The organism is Streptomyces sp. NPDC053079, from assembly GCF_044546695.1.
Taxonomy (GTDB): domain Bacteria; phylum Actinomycetota; class Actinomycetes; order Streptomycetales; family Streptomycetaceae; genus Streptomyces.
Window position 1 is genome coordinate 630,298 of sequence record NZ_JBITZJ010000006.1, and the last position, 19,215, is coordinate 649,512.

The 19,215-nt window shown below is 71.2% G+C and carries 18 protein-coding genes; 15 read left to right on the top strand and 3 right to left on the bottom strand.

Annotated features, from left to right (window positions below):
- Positions 1-70 precede the first annotated feature (70 nt).
- On the top strand, positions 71-1,747 hold the full coding sequence (locus tag ACIGXW_RS25005; RefSeq protein ID WP_071962292.1) for a threonine/serine exporter family protein: 1,677 nt from the start codon (positions 71-73) through the stop codon (positions 1,745-1,747).
- A 40-nt stretch (positions 1,748-1,787) separates the two neighbouring features.
- Here the strand turns inward: ACIGXW_RS25005 and ACIGXW_RS25010 are convergent, their stop codons facing one another.
- The gene (locus tag ACIGXW_RS25010) at positions 1,788-2,285 is read right to left on the bottom strand and encodes an inorganic diphosphatase (RefSeq protein ID WP_071962293.1); all 498 of its coding nucleotides are present in this window, start codon (positions 2,283-2,285) and stop codon (positions 1,788-1,790) included.
- 83 nt (positions 2,286-2,368) lie between these two features.
- On the opposite strand from ACIGXW_RS25010, the gene dacB reads away from it, so the two are divergent.
- The 6 genes from dacB to folE all read left to right on the top strand — a co-directional run bounded on the left by dacB (position 2,369) and on the right by folE (position 9,900).
- The gene (dacB, locus tag ACIGXW_RS25015) at positions 2,369-3,820 is read left to right on the top strand and encodes a D-alanyl-D-alanine carboxypeptidase/D-alanyl-D-alanine-endopeptidase (RefSeq protein WP_399575079.1); all 1,452 of its coding nucleotides are present in this window, start codon (positions 2,369-2,371) and stop codon (positions 3,818-3,820) included.
- A 76-nt stretch (positions 3,821-3,896) separates the two neighbouring features.
- Complete coding sequence (locus ACIGXW_RS25020; RefSeq protein ID WP_399575080.1) at positions 3,897-5,012, top strand: zinc-dependent metalloprotease; 1,116 nt, start codon at positions 3,897-3,899, stop codon at positions 5,010-5,012.
- A gap of 199 nt (positions 5,013-5,211) precedes the next feature.
- Positions 5,212-6,249: a tRNA lysidine(34) synthetase TilS gene (gene tilS / locus ACIGXW_RS25025; RefSeq protein WP_360915797.1), complete on the top strand. Its 1,038-nt coding sequence runs from the start codon at positions 5,212-5,214 to the stop codon at positions 6,247-6,249.
- A 77-nt stretch (positions 6,250-6,326) separates the two neighbouring features.
- Positions 6,327-6,866 (top strand): hypoxanthine phosphoribosyltransferase, encoded by a 540-nt coding sequence (gene hpt, locus ACIGXW_RS25030; RefSeq protein WP_004940393.1) that lies wholly within the window; start codon positions 6,327-6,329, stop codon positions 6,864-6,866.
- Between the two features lie 265 nt (positions 6,867-7,131).
- Entirely contained in the window at positions 7,132-9,147 is a 2,016-nt protein-coding gene (gene ftsH / locus ACIGXW_RS25035) for an ATP-dependent zinc metalloprotease FtsH (RefSeq protein ID WP_399575127.1), read from the top strand.
- A 147-nt stretch (positions 9,148-9,294) separates the two neighbouring features.
- Entirely contained in the window at positions 9,295-9,900 is a 606-nt protein-coding gene (gene folE / locus ACIGXW_RS25040; protein ID WP_071962298.1) for a GTP cyclohydrolase I FolE, read from the top strand.
- Between the two features lie 66 nt (positions 9,901-9,966).
- Here folE and ACIGXW_RS25045 read toward each other — a convergent pair whose 3' ends face one another.
- A complete protein-coding gene (locus ACIGXW_RS25045) occupies positions 9,967-11,079 on the bottom strand; it encodes an alpha/beta hydrolase (protein ID WP_399575081.1) in 1,113 nt (370 codons plus the stop codon).
- A 169-nt stretch (positions 11,080-11,248) separates the two neighbouring features.
- Here ACIGXW_RS25045 and ACIGXW_RS25050 point away from each other — a divergent pair, with 169 nt between their 5' ends.
- The 6 genes from ACIGXW_RS25050 to ACIGXW_RS25075 all read left to right on the top strand — a co-directional run bounded on the left by ACIGXW_RS25050 (position 11,249) and on the right by ACIGXW_RS25075 (position 16,383).
- On the top strand, positions 11,249-13,102 hold the full coding sequence (locus ACIGXW_RS25050; protein ID WP_079273663.1) for a phosphatidylglycerol lysyltransferase domain-containing protein: 1,854 nt from the start codon (positions 11,249-11,251) through the stop codon (positions 13,100-13,102).
- 129 nt (positions 13,103-13,231) lie between these two features.
- On the top strand, positions 13,232-14,107 hold the full coding sequence (gene folP, locus ACIGXW_RS25055) for a dihydropteroate synthase (RefSeq protein ID WP_399575082.1): 876 nt from the start codon (positions 13,232-13,234) through the stop codon (positions 14,105-14,107).
- Positions 14,104-14,598, top strand: a complete 495-nt coding sequence (locus ACIGXW_RS25060) for a nuclear transport factor 2 family protein (RefSeq protein WP_071962303.1) — start codon at positions 14,104-14,106, stop codon at positions 14,596-14,598. Before folP ends, ACIGXW_RS25060 begins: the two co-directional genes overlap by 4 nt.
- A 281-nt stretch (positions 14,599-14,879) precedes the next feature.
- Positions 14,880-15,239 carry a dihydroneopterin aldolase gene (folB, locus tag ACIGXW_RS25065; RefSeq protein WP_071962305.1) on the top strand — a complete coding sequence of 120 codons (360 nt, stop codon included), beginning with the start codon at positions 14,880-14,882 and terminating at the stop codon, positions 15,237-15,239.
- Complete coding sequence (gene folK, locus ACIGXW_RS25070) at positions 15,236-15,829, top strand: 2-amino-4-hydroxy-6-hydroxymethyldihydropteridine diphosphokinase (protein WP_360915807.1); 594 nt, start codon at positions 15,236-15,238, stop codon at positions 15,827-15,829. Before folB ends, folK begins: the two co-directional genes overlap by 4 nt.
- A gap of 62 nt (positions 15,830-15,891) precedes the next feature.
- Positions 15,892-16,383: a DUF3180 domain-containing protein gene (locus tag ACIGXW_RS25075; protein WP_399575083.1), complete on the top strand. Its 492-nt coding sequence runs from the start codon at positions 15,892-15,894 to the stop codon at positions 16,381-16,383.
- 103 nt (positions 16,384-16,486) lie between these two features.
- Here ACIGXW_RS25075 and ACIGXW_RS25080 read toward each other — a convergent pair whose 3' ends face one another.
- Positions 16,487-17,659, bottom strand: coding sequence for a betaine/proline/choline family ABC transporter ATP-binding protein (locus ACIGXW_RS25080; RefSeq protein WP_071962308.1), 1,173 nt, complete (start codon positions 17,657-17,659; stop codon positions 16,487-16,489).
- Between the two features lie 132 nt (positions 17,660-17,791).
- On the opposite strand from ACIGXW_RS25080, the gene ACIGXW_RS25085 reads away from it, so the two are divergent.
- Positions 17,792-18,511 (top strand): ABC transporter permease, encoded by a 720-nt coding sequence (locus tag ACIGXW_RS25085; protein ID WP_071962309.1) that lies wholly within the window; start codon positions 17,792-17,794, stop codon positions 18,509-18,511.
- Positions 18,511-19,194, top strand: coding sequence for an ABC transporter permease (locus ACIGXW_RS25090; RefSeq protein WP_399575084.1), 684 nt, complete (start codon positions 18,511-18,513; stop codon positions 19,192-19,194). Before ACIGXW_RS25085 ends, ACIGXW_RS25090 begins: the two co-directional genes overlap by 1 nt.
- The last annotated feature ends 21 nt before the right edge of the window (positions 19,195-19,215 follow it).

The window sequence follows — 19,215 nt, forward strand, 5'->3', positions numbered from 1 at the left end:
GCCCCCCAGTGCGCGCCCGTACGTCCCATCAGGCATGGTGGCCGTAACTGGAGGGCGTAACGAGGAGCACGTGGTGGCTGATCGGCAGCGGGGCGGTCGTGGCGCTCCGGACCCGGAGCCCGGCGAGGACCGCAAGCCGCACTCCGACGAGGCGCACAGCGCCTTCACCCCGCCGCTGGGGGTGCCGCTGCCACCCCCGCCGGAGGATGAGCACCCCACATCGGAGTTCGCGCTTCCGGAAGGGGTCTCGCCCGAGCCGGACACAGGCCCGGAGGGCTCGGCGTTCGCCCTGCCCGAGGGCGCGGCCCCGGCCGGCTTCCACCCGGCCTTCACCCCGCCCTACGGCATCCCCAAGGTCTCCCTCGTCAAGGAGGCCCCCTGGCAGGACCGCATGCGCACCATGCTGCGCATGCCGCTGGGGGAGCGGCCGGTGCCGGACCGCCCGGAGAAGCCCGAGGAGCCCGGCCCGCCCGTACCGCGCGTGCTGGACCTGACGCTGCGCATCGGCGAGCTGCTACTGGCGGGCGGTGAGGGCGCCGAGGACGTCGAGGCGGCGATGTTCGGCGTCGCGCACGCCTACGGGCTGGCGCGCTGCGAGCCGACCGTCACCTTCACCCTGCTGACCGTCAGCTACCAGCCGTCCCTCGTCGACGACCCGGTCACCGCCAACCGCACCGTGCGGCGGCGCGGCACCGACTACACCCGTCTGAACGCCGTCTACCGGCTGCTGCACGACATCACCTCGCAGGGGCTCACCCTGGAGGAGGCCTACGGACGGCTGGCCGAGATACGCCGCAACCGCCACCCCTACCCGGGCTGGGAGCTCACCCTCGCCTCGGGGCTGCTCGCCGGGGCGGCGAGCCTGCTCGTGGGCGGCGGCGTCGTGGTGTTCCTCGCGGCGGCGGCCGGGGCGATGCTGGGCGACCGGCTGGCGTGGCTGGCGGCGGGGCGCGGGCTGCCGGAGTTCTACCAGTTCGTGGCGGCCGCGATGCCGCCCGCCGTGATGGGCGTGGCGCTGAGCACCGCCCATGAGTACGTGCACGTACAGGCCTCCGCCGTGATCACCGGCGGGCTGTTCGCGCTGATCCCCGGGCGGGCCCTGGTCGCGGGCGTGCAGGACGGCCTGACGGGCTACTACATCACCGCCGCGGCCCGCCTGCTGGAGGTCGGCTACCTCATCGTCGGCATCGTCTGCGGCGTGCTCGTGGTCCTCTACGGGGGCGTGCACTTCGGCGGCGGGACGCTCAACCCCGAGGCCGCGCTGGAGCGGGTGGAACGGCCCGTCACCCAGACCGTCGCGGCCATGATCCTGGCCTTCGCCTTCGCGGTGCTGCTCCAGCAGGAACGTCACACCGTATGGCTGGCCATGCTCAACGGCGGTGTCGCCTGGGTGGTCTACGGGGCGCTCGCCGACACCATCGGGGTCGACCCGGTGCCCGCCACGGCCGTCGCCGCGGGGCTCGTGGGCCTCTTCGGGCAGCTCTTCGCGCGCTACCGGCACGCCTCCGCGCTGCCGTACGTCACGGCGGCGATCGGGCCGCTGCTGCCCGGTAGCGCGGTGTACTTCGCCCTGCTGAACTTCGCGAAGAACGAGCTCAACACCGGCATCTCCAGCCTCACCAAGGCGGCGGCCCTGGCGCTGGCGATCGCCATCGGGGTGAATCTCGGGTCCGAGATGGCCCGGATGTTCCTGAAGGTGCCCGGCGCCGCGGCGCGCCGGGCGGCAAAGCGGACGCGCGGCTTCTAGTCGTACGAAGCCGCGCGTGCCGGTTGCCTCAGGGTGCTGCTCAGTGGTGCGAGCCGCCCGCGGCCTCGAGGCGCTTGTAGGAGGCCTCGATCTCGGCCTCGGCCTCGGCGCGGCCGACCCAGTCGGCGCCCTCGACGGACTTGCCCGGCTCGAGGTCCTTGTAGACCTCGAAGAAGTGCTGGATCTCCAGGCGGTCGAACTCCGACACGTGGTGGATGTCGCGCAGGTGCTCCACGCGCGGGTCGTTCGCCGGGACGCACAGCAGCTTGTCGTCGCCGCCGGCCTCGTCCGTCATGCGGAACATGCCGATGGCGCGGCACTTGATGAGGCAGCCGGGGAACGTCGGCTCGTCGAGAATGACCATCGCGTCCAGCGGGTCGCCGTCCTCGCCGAGGGTGTTCTCGACGAAGCCGTAGTCGGCCGGGTACGAGGTCGAGGTGAAGAGTCGGCGGTCCAGACGGATGCGACCGGTCTCGTGGTCCACCTCGTACTTGTTCCGCGAACCCTTCGGGATCTCGATGGTGACGTCGAACTCCACGGGTGGCTCCTTCATGATCAACACATACGTCTGGTGATTAAGTGTCCCCCACGCAGGTGTGTGGTGGCGAAAGGGGCTGGTCCGTGGTGCCTGAAGCCGGACGCTGGCAGGTCAGGTGGTGGCGGGACGCCCCCGTGGCGCGGCGCCGAACCGTGCAGTTCGCCGCCACGTCCGCCGTGGCCGGTTTCGTGATCGCGACCGGTGCGGTGGCGGCCGCCGGCCCCTGGGACGGAGGTCAGCGTAAGGCCGAACGGGTGCGTGCCGTGACCGCCGGGCGAGTGGGTGGCGAGGGTCACTCGGCCGCCGGCCGGGTTCCGGCCGCCGCGCCGCCGGTGCTGGGCGCGCTGCGCGCCGGGCGGCCGTCCGCGCGCGAGGGCCTCGCGGCCGCCCTGGAGCCGCTCCTGCAGGACCCCGCGCTCGGCCCGGACCGCGCGGCGTCGGTCGTCGACGTGGCGAGCGGGGAGCCGCTCTTCGGCGCCGGGCAGGACGTCGCCTACACGCCTGCCTCCACCATCAAGCTGGCCACGTCGGCCGCGGCGCTCGCCGCGCTGGGACCCGAGCACCGCATCGAGACGACCGTCGTCGACGGGGGCGCCGGCCGCATCGTGCTGGTCGGCGGGGGAGACCCCACGCTCACGGCCCGCCCCGCGCAGGGCCCCGGCCCGCGCTTCGCGAGCCTGTCCGAGCTGGCCGACGCCACGGCGCGCGCGCTCAAGGCGCGCGGAACGGCCCGTACCGCCCTCGCCTACGACGCCTCGCGCTACACCGGGCCCGTCCAGCACGGGCCCAACGAGAACCTCGCGCCCGTCAGCGCCCTCATGGTCGACGAGGGCCGGCTGGACGACTCCTCCCGCGGGCCCGCCGACCGTACGGCCGAGCCGGCGGCGGACGCGGCCCGCAAGTTCGCCGCGATGCTGCGGGAGCGGGGCGTGGAGGTCGAGGGCGAGCCCACCGAGGGCGGGGCGGCACCGGACGCGGCCCGCCTCGCCGCGGTCGCCTCCGCGCCGCTGGCCGATCTGGTCGAGCGGACGCTGACCAACAGCGACAACGACATCGCCGAGGCGCTGGCGCGGCAGACGGCGCTGGCGTCCGGGCAGCCGGCGAGCGTCGAGGGCGCGGCGAAGGCCGTCACCGACCGGCTCTCGGCCATGGGCCTGCCGATGGGGGCCGTCCGCATCGCCGACGGCAGCGGCCTGGACCGTGCCGACCAGGCCTCCGCGGAGTTCCTGGCCCGGCTGCTGGCCCGGGCCGCCGACCCGGCGGCGCCCCGGCTCCGCCCGGTCCTGACCGGACTGCCGGTGGCCGGCTTCACCGGCACCCTGCGCGAGCGCTACGGCCGCGACACGGCGGGCCGCGCGACCGTCCGGGCCAAGACCGGCACCCTCACCGGGGTCAACACCCTCGCCGGCACCGCGCTCACGCCCAGCGGCCGGCTGCTGGCCTTCGCCTTCCTGGCCTCGAACACGCCCTCGGCCGACGGCGCCCAGCAGGCGCTGGACCGCCTCGCCTCGGCGGTGGCCTCGACGCTCGACTGAACCGGCCCCCGGCGGGCCCGTGCCGGGACCGGGCAAGGCCTCTCCCCGAGCCCGGCGCAGCACGTACGGTGAAGTCATGACGAGCGTCGGTGGTACGGAGATGGTCGACTGGAAGCTCGCGGTGGCGACGGCGACTCGGCTCGTACGGCCGGGGCCGGAGGTCAGCCGGGAAGAGGCGCGTGCGGTGGTCGCCGAGCTGCGGCGGCACGCACGCTCCTCCGAGGAGCACGTACGGGCGTTCACACGGATGGCGCCCCCGGCGGGCGGGGGCGCGGACACTCCCGTCCTCGTCGTGGACCGGGCCGGGTGGATCAAGGCGAACGTCGCCGGTTTCCGGGCGCTGCTGGGGCCGCTGCTGGAGAAGATGCAGGGCAAGCGCGGCAATCCCCCCGGAGGCGCGGTCCTGGGGGCCGTCGGCGGCAAGGTGACCGGCGTCGAGCTGGGGATGCTGCTGTCGTTCCTGGCGTCCCGGGTGCTGGGGCAGTACGAGACGTTCGCGCCGGTCAGTCGTGACCTGCCGGGCTCGCCCGACGGAGGCGGCCGGCTGCTGCTGGTGGCGCCCAACATCGTCCAGGTCGAGCGCGAGCTCGAGGTCGACCCGCACGACTTCCGCCTGTGGGTGTGCCTGCACGAGGAGACGCACCGCACGCAGTTCACGGCGGTGCCCTGGCTCCGCGACCACATCGAGGGCGAGATCCAGACGTTCCTCGGTGAGACGGAGGTCGACCCCGCCACCCTGCTGGAACGCGTGCGCGAGGCCGCCCAGTCGCTGGCGGGCGGCCGGCCCCCGGAGGGCCGCAGCATCGTGGAGCTGGTGCAGACCCCCGCCCAGCGGGAGGTCCTCGCCCGGCTGACGGCCGTGATGTCCCTGCTGGAGGGGCATGCGGACTACGTGATGGACGGAGTCGGTCCGCAGGTCGTACCGACCGTGGCCGAGATCCGGGAGAAGTTCCAGAAGCGGCGGGCCAGCGGTGCCGGACGGCTGGACGCCGCGCTGCGCAAACTGCTGGGTCTGGACGCCAAGCTGCGGCAGTACCGTGATGGCGAGCGGTTCGTACGGGCCGTCGTGGACGAGGTCGGCATGGACGGGTTCAACCGGGTCTGGACGTCGCCGAACACGCTCCCGACCAAATCGGAGATCGCCAAACCGGCGGACTGGGTCGCACGGGTGCACGGACGAACCGACGGGTGATGCCGGCACGCCCCGTGCCGGATGAACGCTCCCGTAATCACCCGTCCGAGGGACCGTTTGCCGAGGGTGGGCGTGCGATGCTCGGGTAAAGGCTCGTCTCTGTCACCATCGACGCACACAGCGTGACCGAGGCTCGAAGTCGCAAGGCTACGGCCCTCTCCCAAATGGCCCCCCGAATGGAACGATTGGACACACGGACATGGGTCCACACCCCGCGGTCGCGGCGATACGCCTGGCGGTCCGCCGCGTACTCCACGACGTCCTCACCCTGGCTCCGCCCGCCTCCGTACCCAGCGCCGCGCCCTCGGCGGCCTCCCCCGGCACGCCCCCGCTCGTCCTGGTCGCCTGCTCCGGCGGCGCCGACTCCATGGCGCTCGCCTCCGCCCTCGCCTTCGAGGCCCCCAGGCTCGGGGTCCGGGCCGGCGGGGTCACCGTCGACCACGGCCTCCAGCCGGGCTCCGACCTGCGCGCCGCCGAGGTCGTCGGCCGCCTCGCCGCCTTCGGCCTGGACCCCGTCGAGGCCGTCCGGGTGGACGTCGGCCGGGAGGGCGGCCCCGAGGCCGCGGCCCGCGACGCCCGCTACGCCGCGCTGGACGCCGTCGCCGACCGGCACGGCGCCGCCGCGATCCTGCTCGGCCACACCCGTGACGACCAGGCCGAGACGGTTCTGCTGGGGCTCGCCCGCGGCTCCGGCATCCGCTCGCTCTCCGGCATGGCCACCGCCTCCGGCGTCGGCGGCCGCTACCGCCGGCCCTTCCTGGGCCTGGACCGGCAGACCGCCCGCAAGGCGTGCATGGTCCAGTCGCTGCCCGTCTGGGACGACCCGCACAACGCCGACCCCGCCTACACCCGCTCCCGGGTCCGCCACGAGGCGCTGCCCGTCCTGGAGAAGGCCCTCGGCAAGGGCGTCGTGGAGGCCCTCGCCCGCACCGCCCAGCTCTCCCGGGACGACGCGGACGCCCTCGACTCCTGGGCCGCCGCCGTGGAGACGTCCGTCCGGGACGACTCCGGCGACCTGGAGGTCGCCAAGCTCTTCGCCCTGCCCCCCGCGGTCCGCCGCCGAGTGCTGCGCCGCGCGGCCATCGCGGCGGGCTCCCCGGCCGGTTCGCTCTTCGCCCGCCACCTGGAGGAAGTCGACCGGCTGATCACCGGCTGGCGCGGCCAGGGGGCCATCAACCTGCCCGGGCGCGTCGCGGTTCGCAGGCAGGGTGGCAGACTGGTCCTCCGGCAGGGCTGATTCGAACGGGGCGACACCGCCCCGTAGGCCGGACGAGTCTTGAACGAGCGAGAGTGGCGCGGGTGGACGACAAGGACATGGGCACCGATCTGAAGTCGGTGCTCATCACCAAGGAAGAGATCGACGCGAAGCTGGCCGAGCTGGCCGCGAAGATCGACGCGGAGTACGCGGGCAAGGACCTGCTCATCGTCGGCGTCCTCAAGGGCGCCGTGATGGTGATGGCGGACCTGGCGCGTGCGCTGTCCAACCCCGTCACCATGGACTGGATGGCCGTGTCCTCCTACGGCGCGGGCACCCAGTCCTCCGGCGTGGTGCGGATCCTCAAGGACCTGGACACCGACATCAAGGGCAAGCACGTCCTGATCGTCGAGGACATCATCGACTCCGGCCTCACCCTGTCGTGGCTGCTGTCGAACCTCGGCTCCCGCGAGCCGGCGTCGCTCAATGTCGTGACGCTGCTGCGCAAGCCGGAGGCGGCGAAGGTCGCCATCGACGTGAAGTGGGTCGGTTTCGACATTCCGAACGAGTTCGTCGTCGGTTACGGCCTCGACTTCGCCGAGAAGTACCGCAATCTGCCCTTCGTGGGCACGCTCGCGCCGCACGTCTACGGCGGCTGAGCACGCCCCGCTTCCGGAGCGGGTACCCCGGCGCGCGGGAACCGTACCCGGTTTCCCGCCGTTGGAGCAGGGTGAGGGCGGGTTTGTTGACCGTCCGCAGCGGCGTCGGGTGACAATGCTGGGGTACCGTCCGAAGGTCAGCCTTTTCAGGCTTTCAAAGTCAAGCTTTCAAGGTCGAGCAGGACACCGCACGCACAGGCACCCCAATCCGGGGTGACCGTGCCTCACTGTGGCAGGAGGGACGGGGCGCTCGCGCCCCGTATGGATGGACGTGAAGCGCTACTTCCGTGGGCCGGTCATGTGGATCGTGCTGGCCGTCCTCGCCGTGGTCGTGTTGATGCAGGTCGTCGGCTCGTCCGGCGGCTACAAGTCGGTGGACACCAGCCAGGTCGTGCATGCGATCGACAAGAATCTGGTGAAATCGGCCGAGCTGACGACCGGCGACGAGAACAAGATCAAGGTCGAGCTGATCAACGGCCAGAAGATCAAGGGCTCCAGCAAGGTCCAGGCCAATTACATCGGCGACCAGGGCGTGGAGATCTCCAAGGATCTGCAGGCCAAGGCCGATGACGACGACCAGAAGACACTGCCCGAGGGCTACAACGTCTCGACGTCGAAGCAGAACCCCCTCGTCGGGGTGCTGCTCTCGCTGCTGCCCTTCGTACTGATCGTCGTGGTCTTCCTGTTCCTGATGAATCAGATGCAGGGCGGCGGCTCCCGAGTCATGAACTTCGGGAAGTCCAAGGCCAAGCTGATCACCAAGGACACCCCGAAGACGACCTTCGCCGACGTGGCGGGGTCCGACGAGGCCGTCGAGGAGCTCCACGAGATCAAGGAGTTCCTGCAGGAGCCGGCGAAGTTCCAGGCCGTCGGCGCCAAGATTCCCAAGGGCGTGCTGCTGTACGGCCCGCCCGGTACGGGCAAGACCCTGCTCGCGCGCGCCGTCGCCGGCGAGGCGGGCGTGCCGTTCTACTCGATCTCCGGCTCCGACTTCGTCGAGATGTTCGTCGGTGTGGGTGCCTCCCGGGTCCGTGACCTGTTCGAGCAGGCCAAGGCCAATGCCCCGGCCATCGTCTTCGTCGACGAGATCGACGCCGTCGGCCGGCACCGCGGCGCGGGCCTCGGCGGCGGCCACGACGAGCGCGAGCAGACGCTGAACCAGCTGCTCGTCGAGATGGACGGCTTCGACGTCAAGGGCGGCGTCATCCTGATCGCCGCCACGAACCGCCCGGACATCCTCGACCCGGCGCTGCTGCGCCCGGGCCGCTTCGACCGGCAGATCGCCGTCGACCGTCCGGACATGCAGGGCCGTCTGGAGATCCTCAAGGTTCACCAGAAGGGCAAGCCGGTCGCCCCGGACGTCGACCTCGCGGCCGTCGCCCGTCGTACCCCCGGCTTCACCGGTGCCGATCTGTCGAACGTCCTGAACGAGGCCGCCCTGCTGACGGCCCGCAGCGACCGCAAGCTGATCGACAACCACATGCTGGACGAGGCGATCGACCGTGTCGTGGCCGGACCGCAGAAGCGGACCCGGATCATGAGCGACAAGGAGAAGAAGATCACCGCGTACCACGAGGGCGGACACGCCCTGGTCGCGGCGGCCTCCCCGAACTCCGACCCGGTCCACAAGATCACGATCCTGTCCCGGGGCCGTGCGCTCGGCTACACCATGGTCCTCCCCGACGAGGACAAGTACTCCACCACGCGCAACGAGATGCTCGACCAGCTGGCCTACATGCTGGGCGGCCGCGCGGCGGAGGAGCTCGTCTTCCACGACCCGACCACGGGTGCCGCGAACGACATCGAGAAGGCCACGGCCACGGCCCGCGCGATGGTCACGCAGTACGGCATGACCGAGCGCCTCGGCGCGATCAAGTTCGGCTCCGACAACTCCGAGCCCTTCCTGGGCCGCGAGATGGCGCACCAGCGGGACTACTCCGAAGAGGTCGCCGCGCTGGTCGACGAAGAGGTCAAGAAGCTCATCGAGACCGCGCACAACGAGGCGTGGGAGATCCTGGTCGAGAACCGCGACGTCCTCGACAACCTGGTTCTGGCGCTCCTGGAGAAGGAGACGCTGAACAAGGAGGAGATCGCCGAGATCTTCAAGCACATCGTGAAGCGCCCGGCCCGCCCGGCGTGGACCGGCTCCTCGCGCCGCACCCCCTCCACCCGCCCGCCGGTGCTCTCCCCCAAGGAGCTCGCCCCGGCCAACAACAACGGAGTGAACACCGTCGAGACGGTCGAGCTCCCGAAGGACAGCTCCGGTACGCCGGAGAGCTGATCCTGCTCCACGCGATCCGGCCCGGACAGGGCCCGGAATGGATGCCGCGTCCCCCAGGTTTTAGCCTTGGGGACGCGGCATCGCGCATATGCGCGCCCCTGAGAGGCCGCACTGGCGCGTACACGTACGAGAGAACGAGGCAAGCCCATGACCGACCCGGTGACGCTGGACGCCGAGGGTTCCATCGGCGAGTTCGACGAGAAGCGGGCCGAGAACGCCGTCCGGGAGCTGCTGATCGCGGTCGGTGAGGACCCGGACCGGGAGGGCCTGCGGGAGACCCCGGCGCGCGTGGCACGGGCGTACAAGGAGATCTTCGCCGGCCTCTGGCAGGAGCCGGTGGACGTGCTGACCACGACGTTCGACCTCGGGCACGACGAGATGGTGCTGGTCCGGGACATCGAGGTGTACAGCACGTGCGAGCACCACCTGGTGCCCTTCCACGGCGTGGCGCACGTCGGCTACATCCCGTCGACGAGCGGCAAGATCACCGGTCTGTCGAAGCTGGCCCGGCTGGTGGACGTCTACGCCCGCCGGCCGCAGGTCCAGGAGCGACTCACCACGCAGATAGCGGACTCCCTGATGGAGATCCTGGAGCCGCGCGGCGTGGTCGTGGTGATCGAGTGCGAGCACATGTGCATGTCCATGCGCGGCATCCGCAAGCCCGGCGCCAAGACGCTGACCTCCGCGGTGCGGGGCCAGCTGCGCGACCCCGCGACGCGTGCCGAGGCGATGAGCCTGATCATGGCCCGCTAGCCGGGAGCGGCTGGAGGAACGGAAAAGGGCCCGCTCAGGCGGGCCCTTTCTTGTGGTGCGGCGCGGTCAGGCGCTGAGGCGGCTGCCCATCCACTTCAGGGTGGGGTTCAGCTCGCGGCGCCAGGTGTTGAAGTTGTGGCCGCCGCTGTCGAGGATGATCGAGGAGACCCGGGCGGGGGACTTCGCCGCCATGTCGATGAACTTCAGGGTGTCCTTGTAGTTGTGCTCGCCCTTCTTGCTGGAGGTGACCAGCAGGGAGACGGGCGGCAGCTCCTTGTTCTTCAGGCGCCACAGCAGGTCGTTCTCGTTCTCCAGCTGCTTGCTGCCGCCGAAGAGGGAACCGGTGGTCGCGTCCTGCGGGGCCTTGTAGTAGCCGGACAGGGAGGCGGCGGCGGAGTACGCGTCCGGGTGGCGCATGGCGAACTTCAGGGCGCAGTAGCCACCGGTGGAGTCACCGATGATGCCCCAGTTCGCGGCCTTGGTGCCGACGCGGTACTGCTCCGAGATGGCCTTGCGCAGGTCCTTGGTGAAGAAGGTCTCGGTCTGGGGGCCGTTGGGTATGTCGATGCACTCGGTGTCGCGCGGCGGGGCGACGGTGGGCCGCATCATCACGAGGATGGTGGGCTGCATCTTCTTGTCCTTGGCCAGCTTGTGCGCGCGGACCGGGTAGTCCAGGCCCTTGATCAGGGCCTCGGCGGTGCCCGGGTAGCCGGTCAGGGCGACGGAGGCCGGAAAGGTCTTGTTCGCGTACTGCGGCTGGAAGTACTCCGGCGGCAGGTAGACGTAGGCCGGGCTGGTGATCTTGGACTCGGGCCCGACGATGTTGATCTTTTCTATCTTGCCGCCGACGCGCGGGACGTCGCCCCGCGGCACCTTGACCGCCTGAGCGCTCACGACCTGCACCCGCTTGGCGCCGGCGCTGTGGTCGACGACCACGCCCTCGTTCTTGACCTGGCCGAAGAGGTCGGCCCACGAGCCGTAGAAGCCGAAGGACTGGTTCGCCCACAGGCCGATGGCGGCGAACAGCGACAGCTGGGTGGCGAGCATCATGCCGACCCGGGCGAAGACGGAGCCGACGCCCTTCTTGCCCAGGCGGGGCCAGAGCCAAATGGTCAATGCGAAGAGCACTACCGCCGCCACGATGGCAAGCAGGAGTACTGCCATGCTGGTGAGACCCATGAGGTGCTTTCTGCCGAGCGACCCGGCGCCGAGTCGCGGAATGGTTACTTCTTTCCGGGCTCGGCCCCCCACGGAACCTCAACCCCGAAACCGTCGTCCTACAGGGCGCACATTGCACGGGTGCTGCCGCCAGATGGCGCAGGCCCACTCGACAGGACGACGGGAAGAGATGTCTGTCAGGGTAGATGGCAAAAAGTCCGACGAGGTTCCCCAGGGGCCGAAGTGGCTGTCGGTGCTTGCGCGTCTCGCGAAGGGACCGAAGCCCGAGCGCGTGCCTGCCGTCGTAGGTACGGTCGGTGCCCTCATCGGCCTGGCGGACATCGTGGCGGGGGTCGTCCCGAGGTTCCGCTTCAGCAAGGTCCACTCCCTTGCCGAGGTACTGCCCGGAACGGTCTCGCAGCTGGCCGCCGCCGGCTCGATCGTCGTGGGCATCCTGCTGCTCATGCTCGCCCACGGCCTCAAGCGGGCCAAGAAGCGCGCCTGGCTCGCCGCCGTGGTGGTCCTGCCGATCGGCGCGGCCGCACAGCTGATCTACCGGCACTCGATCGTCGGTACGGTCTTCTCCCTGCTGCTCTTCGTGTACCTCCTGCGGCACAAGAGCGCCTTCCCGGCCCTGCCGGACCCGCGCAGCCGCTGGAAGGCGGCGGCCAACTTCATCCTCCTGGGCGGCGTCAGCTTCGCCCTCGGCTGGGTGATCGTCGGCTCGCACCCCAAGCAGATGATCGGCGACCCGCCGGTGCTGGAGCAGATCGAGCACGTCATCTGGGGTCTGTTCGGCTTTGAAGGATCGATCCGCTACACCGGCGGCGTCGACTACACCGTCGGCTACTCCCTTGGTGCCCTCGGCCTGCTGACCGTCGCCACCACCGCCTTCCTGGCCTTCCAGCCGGCGTACCCGGCCCCCCTCCTCACCGAGGAGGCCGAGGACAAGCTGCGCGAGCTGCTCGACAAGCACGGCGAGCGCGACTCGCTCGGCCACTTCGCGCTGCGCCGCGACAAGAGCGTCGTCTTCTCCCCCAGCGGCAAGGCCGCCGTCTCCTACCGCGTCGTCTCCGGCGTGATGCTCGCCAGCGGCGACCCCATCGGTGACGTCGAGGCCTGGCCGGGCGCGATCGAGCAGTTCATGGAGCTGGCCAAGCGCCACTCCTGGACCCCCGCGGTCGCCGGCTGCAGCGAGACCGGTGGCGAGGTGTGGACCCGTGAGACCGGTCTGGACGCCCTGGAGATGGGCGACGAGGCCATCGTCGACGTCGCCGACTTCAGCCTGACCGGCCGCTCCATGCGCAACGTCCGGCAGATGGTCAAGCGCATCGAGCGCAACGGCTACTCCACCAAGACGCGCCGCGTCGGGGACCTGAGCCCCGAGGAGCTCGAGGTCGTCCAGAAGGCCGCCAACGCCTGGCGCGACACCGAGGACGAGCGCGGCTTCTCCATGGCCCTGGGCCGCATCGGCGACCCCAAGGACCTGGACGCGATCATCGCGACCGCCCACAAGGACCCGGAGGAGGGCGAGGACCTCCCCTTCGGCGACCTCCGCGCCATGCAGCACTACGTGCCGTGGGGCAAGGACGGCAGCTCGCTGGAGCTGATGCGCCGTGACCGCAGCGCCGACCCGGGCATGAACGAGCTGCTGATCGTCGCCTTCCTGCAGGCCGCGCCCGAGCTCAAGATCAAGCGTCTGTCGCTGAACTTCGCGTTCTTCCGCTCCGCCCTCGAGCGCGGCGGCAAGCTGGGCGCGGGCCCGGTGGTCCGCATCCAGCGCTCGGTGCTGATCTTCCTCTCGCGCTGGTTCCAGATCGAGTCGCTGTACAAGTTCAACGAGAAGTTCCGCCCCCGCTGGGAGCCGCGCTTCATCGTCTTCCCGAACAGCCGCGACCTGCCCCGCATCGGCTTCGCGATGATGCAGGCGGAGGGCTTCCTGGAGCTGCCGCGGCTGCTGCGCCGCCGCCCGGCCGAGCCGAAGCACTTCCCGCACGACGAGGAGAGCGCACCCGAGCAGAGCGAGGTCACGCGCGCGGCCTGACGCGCCTGGCGCGAGCCGCCCTGCGGCCTTGCGGAAGCCCTCCCCGGACACCGTCCGGGGAGGGCTTCCGCTTTTCCGCCCCCCGTGCGGTGCGGTGCCGCGTCCTCCGCACGCCCTAGGCTGGACGGTATGAGTACGCTGCGCGGCCGTGTGGGGCCGGTCGGACTGCCCGAATGGGACCGCTGTGCGGTGATGGGCGTGGTCAACGTCACCCCTGATTCGTTCTCGGACGGCGGGCACTGGTTCGACACCGCCCTGGCGGTCAAGCACGGCCTCGACCTGGCCGCCGCCGGCGCGGACCTGGTCGACGTGGGCGGGGAGTCCACCCGTCCGGGCGCCTCCCGGGTGGACGAGGACGAGGAGCTGCGCCGGGTGGTCCCGGTCGTCCGCGAGCTGGCGGGCGAGGGCGTGGTGGTGTCCGTGGACACCATGCGCGCCTCGGTGGCCGAGGCCGCGGTCGAGGCGGGCGCGGCGCTGGTCAACGACGTGAGCGGCGGGCTCGCGGACCGGGCGATGGTGCCGGTGGTAGCGGCCGCCCGGGTGCCGTTCGTGGTGATGCACTGGCGCGGCTTCAGCGCCGACATGAACAGCCGGGCCGTCTACGGGCCCGATGTGACCGGTGAGGTCCTCGGGGAGCTGCGGCAGCGCGTGGACGAGGTGATCGCCGGCGGCATCGAGCCGGAGCGCCTCGTGCTGGACCCGGGCCTGGGCTTCGCCAAGAACGCCGAGCACGACCTGGCCCTGGTGGCCGGGCTGGCCCGGATCCGCCGGGAGACCGGGCTGCCGCTGCTGGTGGCCGCCTCCCGCAAGCGGTTCCTGGGCCGGGTGCTGGCCGGGCCCGACGGCGACCCGCCGCCGGCCCGTGAGCGCGATGCCGCGACGGCGGCCGTGTCGACACTGGCGGCGCGGGAGGGAGCGTGGGCGGTGCGGGTGCACGAGGTGCGGGCGAGCGCGGACGCGGTGCGGGTCGTACGGGCGGTGCAGGGCGCCGAGGGGGCGGTGTGAGCGCCGCCCGCACGGACAGCGAGCGGGTCGAGCTGGCCAACACGGCCCTGTACGAGGCCGTGGAGCGGGGCGACACGGCGGCCATGGACCGGCTCTGGCTGAATGTGCCGGGCACCGAGGTCTCGTGCGTCCACCCGGGGTGGCCGGTGCTGCGCGGGCGGAACGAGGTGCTGCGCTCGTACGCCCTGATCATGGCCAGCACCGACTACATCCAGTTCTTCCTGACCGACGTCGAGGTGACGGTCGCGGGGGACACCGCGATGGTGACCTGCACGGAGAACATCCTCAGCGGCGCCCCGGCCGAGAACGAGGGCGAGCTGGGTCCGCTCGTGGGGCAGCTGGTCGTGGCCACCAATGTGTTCCGGCGGTCGGGTGACGAGTGGAAGGTGTGGTCGCACCACGGCTCGCCGGTCCTCGCGGGCCGGGACGAGGAAGATGAGGACGAACAGGGCAATTCCGGCGGACCGGGCCCGGCTGAGCCGACGGGGTGACGTGGCGTAGGACACGTCAGTGTGAGGGGTATGTGACCACTCGTTCGAGCTGCTCGCCGGGCGGGTAGGGGTGGATCGCGGGTCCGCGGGGTAGGCGCGGCGGGTGCCGGATAGCACCGTATGCGCTCCTTGTCCATAGCACCCGCGGGCGGGCGCTGTCGGTGTCCGCAGGTAGATTCGATGGTGGGCAACCCGGCCGACGGCAGGGACGGGGGCCGCGCCGGCGACGACCGGTGGGCTTCCAAACCGGCCCATACCGACAACCAGCAGGAGTGATTCGGGTGGATCGTGTCGCGCTGCGCGGCTTGAAGGCTCGCGGGCACCACGGGGTGTTCCCCCGGGAGCGCGAGGAAGGGCAGACCTTCGTCGTGGACCTGGTGCTGAGCCTGGACACCCGGCCTGCCGCGGCCGATGACGACCTCGCGAAGACCGTGCACTACGGCATCGTGGCGGAGGAGGTCGTCGACATCGTCCAGGGCGAGCCGGTCGACCTCATCGAGACGCTCGCCGAGCGCATCGCCGAGCAGTGCCTCAAGCACGAACCGGTGCGGGAGGTGGAGGTCGTCGTGCACAAGCCCGACGCCCCGATCACCGTTCCTTTCGACGACGTGACGATCACTATTACCCGGAGCCGAGTATGAGCAGCAGCGACCCGACCGTGCAGCCGGTGCCCGCCTCCGTGGTGGAGCGGGTGGACGCCGCCGATGTGACGCTGAGCAACCCCAAGCGAGCCGTGATCTCGATCGGCAGCAACCTGGGCAACCGCCTGGAGATCCTGCAGGGTGCGATCGACGCGCTGGAGGACACACCCGGCCTGCGGGTCAAGGCCGTGTCCCCGGTCTACGAGACCGAGCCCTGGGGCGTCGAGCCCGGCTCCCAGCCCTCGTACTTCAACGCGGTCGTGCTGGTGAAGACCACGCTCCCGCCGGACTCCCTCCTGGAGCGCGGCCACGCGATCGAGGAGGCCTTCGAGCGGGTGCGCGAGGAGCGCTGGGGCTCGCGCACGCTCGACGTCGACATCGTCACCTATCAGGACGTCGTCTCCGACGATCCGGTGCTGACGCTGCCGCACCCGCGCGTGCATGAGCGCGCCTTCGTGCTCGTGCCGTGGTACGACGTGGAGCCTGAAGCCGTGGTTCCGGGGCATGGTCCGGTCGCCGAGCTGCTGGCCGGTATCGACCGTGGCGGCGTCGAACCGCGGGCCGACCTGGAACTGCGACTGCCCGAGTAGCCGTTGGGGCAGTGTGGTTTCGTGTGCGCTGAGGACGATTGACGATGAGGGGCGACGGCTCGGTGAAGCAACTTCGGATCGGGGTCCTGGTCGGCCTGTTCGCCGTGGCCGGGGTGCTCTCGTGGGCCGCCGCCCGGCTGTGGGACTCCCTCGGCACGCTGCCGGGCGTCCCGGTGGCGGCGCCGATCGTGCTGGCGGTCATCGCGGTGGTCCTCGCCGCGACGGCGCTCTCCCTGCGGGCCCGGCTGCGGGCCCAGCGTGAGCGCCGGCCCGGCGCCAAGGGGGTCGACCCCCTGCTGGCGGCGCGGGCCGTGGTCTTCGGCCAGGCCAGCGCGCTCGTCGCGGCGCTGGTCGCGGGGATGTACGGCGGCGTCGGCGTCTTCCTGTTCCTCGACGGCCTCGACGTGCCCGCCCGGCGCGACCAGGCGATCTACGCCGCGGCGTCGGTCCTGGCGGGCGCGTGCGTGATAGCGGCGGCCTTCTTCATGGAGCGCGTGTGCAAGCTCCCGGAGGACGACGACGAAAACGACGGCACGGGCGCGGCGCGGGCGTGACTCCCGGGGCTCCGCCCCGGACCCCGGTCCTCAAACTCCCCCGGCTACCGCTGGGAGGTGCCCCCCGGACGGGCTGGATTTTCCAGCCCGTCCGGCGTTTGACCTACACGCCCGCGATCGTCTCCACGACGGCCTCGCTGCGCTCGCTACCGCGAGCATCGGCCTCGATCGACCGCCGCAGCGCCTCATGCAGCCGTGCCGGCGTCAGCACCCCCAAGAAGTGGTCCGCGGCCTCCCCGTCGAGCACCGCGATCCACCCGGCGTCGTGCTGCAGCATCGTGCTGAACGCCTGCTTGAGCGACGCCCCCAGCGGAAGCCACGCGTCCATGCGCCGTGCCCGCGAACGGACCCGTATCGTGCCGTCGCCGGAGGCCACCGCGTCCGCGGAGATCCAGCCGTGCAGGCGGTCGGCGTCGTCCAGGACGACGGCCCAGCGCGCGTCGTCCCGGGCGAGCCGGGCGCGCGCGGACGACAGCGGGTCGTCGAGGTGGACGACGGGCGGCTGCTCGAGGTCCCCGGCCTCGATCGGCGTCACAGACAGCCGCTTCAGACCCCGGTCGGCCCCGACGAAGTCGGCGACGTACGGCGTGGCGGGGGCGCCGAGCACGGCGGCCGGCGCGTCGAACTGTTCGATGCGACCGCTGCCGTACACCGCGATCCGGTCGCCGAGCCGCACGGCCTCCTCGATGTCGTGGGTCACGAACAGCACCGTCTTGCGGACCTGCGACTGCAGGCGCAGGAACTCGCTCTGGAGCCGCTCCCGCACGACCGGGTCGACCGCGCCGAAGGGTTCGTCCATCAGGAGTACGGGCGGGTCGGCGGCGAGCGCCCGCGCCACCCCGACCCGCTGGCGCTGACCGCCCGAGAGCTGGTCGGGGTAGCGGTCCCCGTAGACGGACGGGTCGAGTCCGACGAGGTCCAGGAGCTCGGCCGCCCGGGCGCGCGCCTTCTTGCGCTGCCAGCCCAGCAGATGGGGCACGGTCGCCGTGTTCTCCAGAACCGTCTTGTGCGGGAAGAGCCCGACCTGCTGGATGACGTAGCCGATGCGGCGGCGCAGTTCGACGGGGTCGACCGTCGCGATGTCCTCGCCGTTCACGCTGATGCGGCCGCTCGTGGGCTCGATCAGCCGGTTGACCATCTTCATCGTGGTCGTCTTGCCGCAGCCGGACGGTCCGACGAGCGTGACCAGCTCGCCCTCCGCCACCTCGAAGGACAGGTCGTCCACGGCGGTCGTACCGTCGGCGTAGCGCTTGGTGACGTGCTCGAAACGGATCATGGGTCCCCATTGTGGCCGTACTTCTGCTCGAACAATGGTGCAACCGCATGGCCGTCGGAGGCGAATGTCAGTAGGCCGAGTTAGGGTCGCCAGTGACCGACCGTGAAGGCCGAGGGGGAGGTGAGGGCGCGGATGGCGGGTCAGAACTGCTTGATCGCCAACGACTGGATCTGCGGCGAGTACGTACGTACGCGCGGCCCCGAACTGACGGACGCCACGCTCCAGCACGTCGGCATCACGCTCGCGTCGGTGGTCATAGGGCTCCTCGTCGCCTTCCCGCTCGCCCTGGTCGCCCGCAGATGGCGGGCCGTCGCGGGGCCGGTGCTCGGGGCCACCACGATCCTCTACACCGTGCCGTCGCTGGCCATGTTCTCGCTGCTGGTACCGGTGTTCGGGCTGTCGGCGGCCGTGGTGGTGACGGGCCTGGTGCTGTATTCGCTGACGATCCTCGTGCGGAACATCCTGGCCGGCCTCGCCTCGGTGCCGCAGGAGGCGCGCGAGGCGGCGCGCGGCATGGGGTACGGCCCGCTGCGCCTGCTGTTCGCCGTCGAACTGCCGCTGGCGGTACCGGCTTTGATGGCGGGTCTGCGCATCGCCACGGTCTCCACCGTTTCGCTGACGACCGTGGGGGCGATCATCGGCTACGGCGGGCTGGGCAATCTCATCTACGAAGGCATGCACAGCTACTTCAAGGCCCAAGTGCTCACCGCCTCCGTGCTGTGCGTGGTGCTGGCGGTCGCGGCGGATCTGCTGTTGCTGCTCGTCCAGCGGATGCTGACGCCGTGGGCGCGCCCGAAGCGCCGCGCGAAGTCCCGGATGTCCCGTAGGTTCGCGGAAAAGGCGGTGGCCTGATGGGAGTCGTCGAGCGCACCTGGCAGTGGCTGGCCGACGCCGCCCACTGGTCCGGCACGAACGGCGTCTGGCACCGGCTCGGCGAGCACCTCTTCCTCACCGTCGTCTGCCTGTTGATCTCCTGCGCGATCGCGCTTCCCGTCGCCGTGCTGCTGGGCCATGTGGGCAAGGGCGGCGCGCTGGCGGTGAACATCTCCAACATGGGCCGTGCGGTACCGACGTTCGCGGTGCTGGTGCTGCTGTTGCTCAGCCCGCTCGGTACGCACGGCTCGTGGCCCACGATCATCGCGCTGGTCCTCTTCGCGATACCCCCGCTGCTGACCAACGCCTATGTGGGGATGCGCGAGGTGGACCGGGACATGGTCGAGGCCGCGCGGGGCATGGGGATGACGGGCGGTCAGGTGATCGCCCGGGTCGAACTGCCGCTGGCCTTCCCGCTGATCCTCACCGGGGTGCGCTCGGCCGCGGTGCAGGTCGTGGCGACCACCACGCTTGCCGCGCTGCCCGGCGGCGGTGGCCTGGGCCGGATCATCACCGCCGGCTTCCGGCTCACCGACACCGCGCAGGTGGTGGCCGGGGCGCTGCTGGTGGCGGTGCTCGCGCTGCTGGTCGAGGGCGCCTTCGTGCTCCTGCAGCGGTTGCTGGACCCGATGCGCGGACATGTGAAGACCGTTCAAGCCTGACCTAGAGCCCGACTGGATGGA